Genomic DNA, 4,271 nt, shown 5'->3' with positions numbered 1-4,271 from the left:
TCTTCACTGGTCAAAAAATCAGATTTTAAACGCAAAACCCGCCGCTCCGGACCGGGCTGATGACTCATCCGTGGCCGGTAACCCGCCCCGTACGTGCATGTTTCTCTCGTGCCGGCGGCTCTGGCGGTGGCCCGAATAAAAAGTGATGGCGATTAATTGCACTCCCGAACAGGAGCACCTGGCACGAACCCCGTTGATTGCTACGTTCTGACGTATTTACCCATACCTTATGAAAGATCTCCGATCGCATACGTTGAGACTGATGGCGCTTTATTGTGCTCAGGGTACAAAATTACCGCCCAAAAGGGACTGAGTTGGACTAAGTAAGCGTACAATTCGGTGAACTAACGTTGTACTTGAGTCGTTAAGCGATAAATCCTCTTTTTAAGATTTCTTTTTCAATTAAATCAGTCAGATGAATTAAATAAAATGTGAGTATTCCATATCCTCGGTAAGCGTTGTTGTCCCACATGCCCACCCTGGAAAACGTCATAATATCGCCAATAACCCGCCTAATCAGGTAAACTAGCCCCAGTTTAACCCGCAAAGGCCCTGTTATGTCCTGCCAGAATCATTCATTAAAACCCTGGAATACCTTTAGTCTGGAAGCGTCAGCTGCCGGGATCTGTGTGGCTGACAGCGTGGAAGCACTGTGCCGCGCCTGGCTGCAAAGCCAGCAGCGTTCAGAGCCGGTATTGCTGTTGGGAGAGGGCAGCAATGTCCTGTTTCTGGAAGACTTTCAGGGTCAGGTTATTGTTAACCGCATCATGGGGATTGAGGTAACGGAATCCAGTGACGCCTGGCATCTGCACGTTGGGTCAGGAGAAAACTGGCACGCGCTGGTGCAATCCACCTTACGCGACGGCTATCCCGGGTTAGAGAATCTGGCGATGATCCCCGGTTGCGCGGGTTCGGCGCCTATTCAGAACATTGGGGCCTACGGCGTCGAGTTGGAGAAAGTATGTGAATACGTCGATATTGTCAGGCTGGCTGACGGCTCCCGACAGCGCCTGAGTGCAGAAGAGTGCCGGTTTGCCTACCGGGACAGCGTTTTTAAGCATCAGTACCGTGAAGGCTATGCCCTTATCGCGCTGGGTTTGCGCCTTAACAAAATCTGGCAGCCGGTGCTGACCTATGGCGAGCTCAGAGAGCTCGATCGTGACCGGGTGACCCCGCAGCAGGTGTTTGAAACGGTATGCCGCATGCGGAGCAGCAAGCTGCCCGACCCTGCGGTGACCGGTAATGCCGGCAGCTTCTTTAAAAATCCGCTGGTGAGCGCGGAAATGGCCCGCCAGCTGAAGGAGCAGTACGACACTATACCGCTCTATCCGCAGGAGAACGGCGAGATGAAGCTGGCCGCGGGCTGGTTAATCGACCGCTGCAACCTGAAGGGGTTCAGGATGGGCGGAGCAGCCGTGCATCAGCAGCAGGCGCTGGTGCTGATTAATACCGGCAATGCGACCGGGCAGGATGTGGTGGCGCTGGCCCGTGAAGTCCGTCAGCGCGTTGGCAAAAAATTTAACGTGTGGCTTGAGCCGGAAGTACGCTTTATCAGCGCGCAGGGCGAGACAGACGCCGTCGAGGTGATTGCATGAAAGATTACACCGTACCCCTGAAACTGGTCGCTCTGCTGGCCGACGGTGAGTTCCACTCGGGTGAACAGCTCGGTGAGCAGCTGGGCATGAGCCGTGCTGCTATCAATAAGCACGTCAATACGCTGAAAGAGTGGGGGATCGATGTTTTCACCGTCACCGGCAAAGGCTACAGTCTGTCGGCTAAAATGCAGCTACTCAATGAGCAGGCGATCAACGCTCAGCTTGAGAATGGCCGGCTGGCGGTGGTGCCGGTGATTGACTCAACTAACCAGTATCTGCTGGACAGGATGAACAGCCTGCAGTCGGGCGACGCCTGCGTGGCTGAGTATCAACAGGCTGGCCGCGGCAGGCGAGGCCGGCAGTGGTTCTCTCCCTTTGGTGCCAACCTGTATCTCTCCATGTACTGGCGTCTGGAGCAGGGGCCGGCGGCGGCGATGGGCATGAGCCTGGTGATCGGTATCGTGCTGGCTGAAGCGCTGCAGGAGCTGGGCGCACCGGATATTCGCGTAAAGTGGCCAAATGACATTTATCTCGACGATCGCAAACTTGCCGGTATTTTGATTGAACTGACGGGTAAAACCGGCGAAGCTGCACAGATCGTGATTGGTGCAGGCATTAATCTGGCGATGCGTGCACCCGCTGCGGATGTCATTAACCAGGGGTGGATTAACCTGCAGGAAGCCGGTGTCACCATTGACAGAAATGCACTTTCAGCGCTGATCGTTAACAAGATGCGTGACGCGTTATTTGCCTTTGAGCAGGATGGTCTGCATCCGTTTGTTGAGCGTTGGGCTGCGCTGGATAACTTCATCAACCGCCCGGTTAAGCTACTCATTGGTGACAGAGAGATCTATGGCATTGCACGGGGTATTGATGCTCAGGGCGGGTTAATTCTCGAGCAGGATGGGGTGCGAAAATCCTGGGTTGGGGGAGAGATTTCTTTGCGGCCGCAGGGCTGATATCGGCAGGGGCACTGGCCCCTGCGATCTATTTCCTGAGCCTCACCAGATCGACCGCATGGTCGCTGCTTTTGGTCATGATCAGGCTGGCACGTTCGCGCGTCGGTAGGATATTTTCCATCAAATTCTTGTGGTTAATCTCTTTCCATAGCTGGGTGGCGATACCCACGGCTTCCTGTTCCGGTAGCTGGGAATAGTGATGGAAATAGGAGTCCGGATCGCTGAATGCCCCCTCGCGGAATTTCAGGAAGCGATGAATGTACCAGTGTTCCAGTAACGCCTCCGGGGCATCGACATAGATAGAAAAGTCGACGAAGTCAGAGACAAACACGTGGTGGGGATCGTGGGGATAGTCCATTCCGCTCTGTAATACGTTCAATCCTTCAAGTATCAGGATATCGGGCTGCTGAACTACCTTATCGCCGTCGGGAATGACGTCATAAATCAGGTGTGAGTAAACCGGCGCCGTCACCTGGGCCGCGCCTGACTTTAGCTCCGAGACAAAATTCACCAGCCGGTGCATATCATACGAGAGGGGAAAGCCTTTCTTCTTCATCAGCCCGCGCTCGTTGAGCACGGCATTCGGGTGCAGAAAGCCGTCAGTAGTAATGAGCTCGACTTTACGGTGCTCGGGCCAGCGGCTAAGCAGGGCCTGCAGCACGCGCGCGGTAGTGCTTTTCCCGACGGCAACGCTGCCGGCAATGCTGATGATATAGGGGATTTTCTGCCCCTTATCTTTGGTGCCGAGGAACTGCTCCAGCACGGCCTGACGCCCGGCGTTGGCGCTGATATAGAAATTCAGCAGGCGTGACAATGGCAAATAGATCTCAGCCACCTCTTCCATGGAGAGATCTTCGTTAATGCCTTTCAGCTGGGCAATTTCGCCCTCTGACAGGGTCATTGGGACGGAGTCACGCAGTGCCGCCCATTCATTACGGGTGAACTGCAGATAAGGGGTCGTTAACGATAAATCTTTTTTGCTCATATGCATGCTTCTGCCAGCAAGTAGTTACCCATCAGAAGGTTAGCCCGTTGATATCCGCAACATCGTGTCGCAGTCAGGCTGAATTACCCTGGGGATTTCAGAACACAATGGGCAGGAGGTTAACACCAGACGGGCCTGAATAAGAAGGAAAAAAGCGCTAACAGGCTGGCAAACGTTACGTCACTCGCATTAACTGGCTACGGTGTATCGCACGAGAGATGTGCATGGGCCATCAAATCCGATCGCCGCGGTTCGCCACGGCGGTAGCATCTGACGCGTTAGATACGATTTACGATTCTCACGTGGGTAGCCGGTGTTATGTGCTATTCAGAAATTAGTGTGGCATCGAGGGCGGGTGAGTACCCTGGCGGGTTCACTCGCCGCACCGGTAGGGCGTGCTTAAAAAGAAAAAATACCGCGCCATTGCGTTTTTTTTCAGCAAAAAAACGCGAAAGAGGGACCGTTTTAAGGTGAATTGCACAAAGAGTGAGCGTAAGAACAATTATCGCAATTTTTTTGTTGCATCCCGGGCGCGGTCTTCCTAAAATGCGCACCACTTGATGCCGGCTTAGCTCAGTTGGTAGAGCAACTGACTTGTAATCAGTAGGTCACCAGTTCGATTCCGGTAGCCGGCACCATCAAGTAACGAAATACCCCAGGTGGGGTTCCCGAGCGGCCAAAGGGAGCAGACTGTAAATCTGCCGTCATCGACTTCGAAGGTTCGAATCCTTC

General features: G+C 53.9%; 3 protein-coding genes and 1 tRNA gene. 3 read left to right on the top strand and 1 reads right to left on the bottom strand.

The window, feature by feature from the left end; all coding sequences use genetic code 11:
- The first annotated feature begins 557 nt into the window (after positions 1-557).
- Both murB and birA read left to right on the top strand, forming a co-directional pair.
- Positions 558-1,595, top strand: a complete 1,038-nt coding sequence (gene murB / locus NV64_RS22530; protein ID WP_056236411.1) for a UDP-N-acetylmuramate dehydrogenase — start codon at positions 558-560, stop codon at positions 1,593-1,595.
- Positions 1,592-2,554, top strand: coding sequence for a bifunctional biotin--[acetyl-CoA-carboxylase] ligase/biotin operon repressor BirA (birA, locus tag NV64_RS22525; protein WP_056236414.1), 963 nt, complete (start codon positions 1,592-1,594; stop codon positions 2,552-2,554). The genes murB and birA overlap by 4 nt, the downstream gene beginning before the upstream one ends.
- 28 nt (positions 2,555-2,582) lie before the next feature.
- Here birA and coaA read toward each other — a convergent pair whose 3' ends face one another.
- On the bottom strand, positions 2,583-3,539 hold the full coding sequence (gene coaA / locus NV64_RS22520) for a type I pantothenate kinase (RefSeq protein WP_101506836.1): 957 nt from the start codon (positions 3,537-3,539) through the stop codon (positions 2,583-2,585).
- Between the two features lie 562 nt (positions 3,540-4,101).
- Here coaA and NV64_RS22515 point away from each other — a divergent pair.
- Positions 4,102-4,177, top strand: a tRNA-Thr gene (locus NV64_RS22515).
- Positions 4,178-4,271: the final 94 nt, after the last annotated feature.

It is taken from the genome of Erwinia sp. B116 (genome assembly GCF_002865965.1).
Taxonomy (GTDB): Bacteria; Pseudomonadota; Gammaproteobacteria; order Enterobacterales; family Enterobacteriaceae; genus Erwinia.
The sequence above is the reverse complement of the archived record's forward strand: the minus strand, read 5'-3'. Positions and strand labels throughout refer to the sequence as shown.

Bases quoted from the DNA above. Each gene is read 5' to 3' on its own strand.
- murB (WP_056236411.1), top strand. From the start codon at position 558: ATGTCCTGCCAGAATCATTCATTAAAACCCTGGAATACCTTTAGTCTG.
- birA (WP_056236414.1), top strand. From the start codon at position 1,592: ATGAAAGATTACACCGTACCCCTGAAACTGGTCGCTCTGCTGGCCGAC.
- coaA (WP_101506836.1), bottom strand. From the start codon at position 3,539: ATGAGCAAAAAAGATTTATCGTTAACGACCCCTTATCTGCAGTTCACC.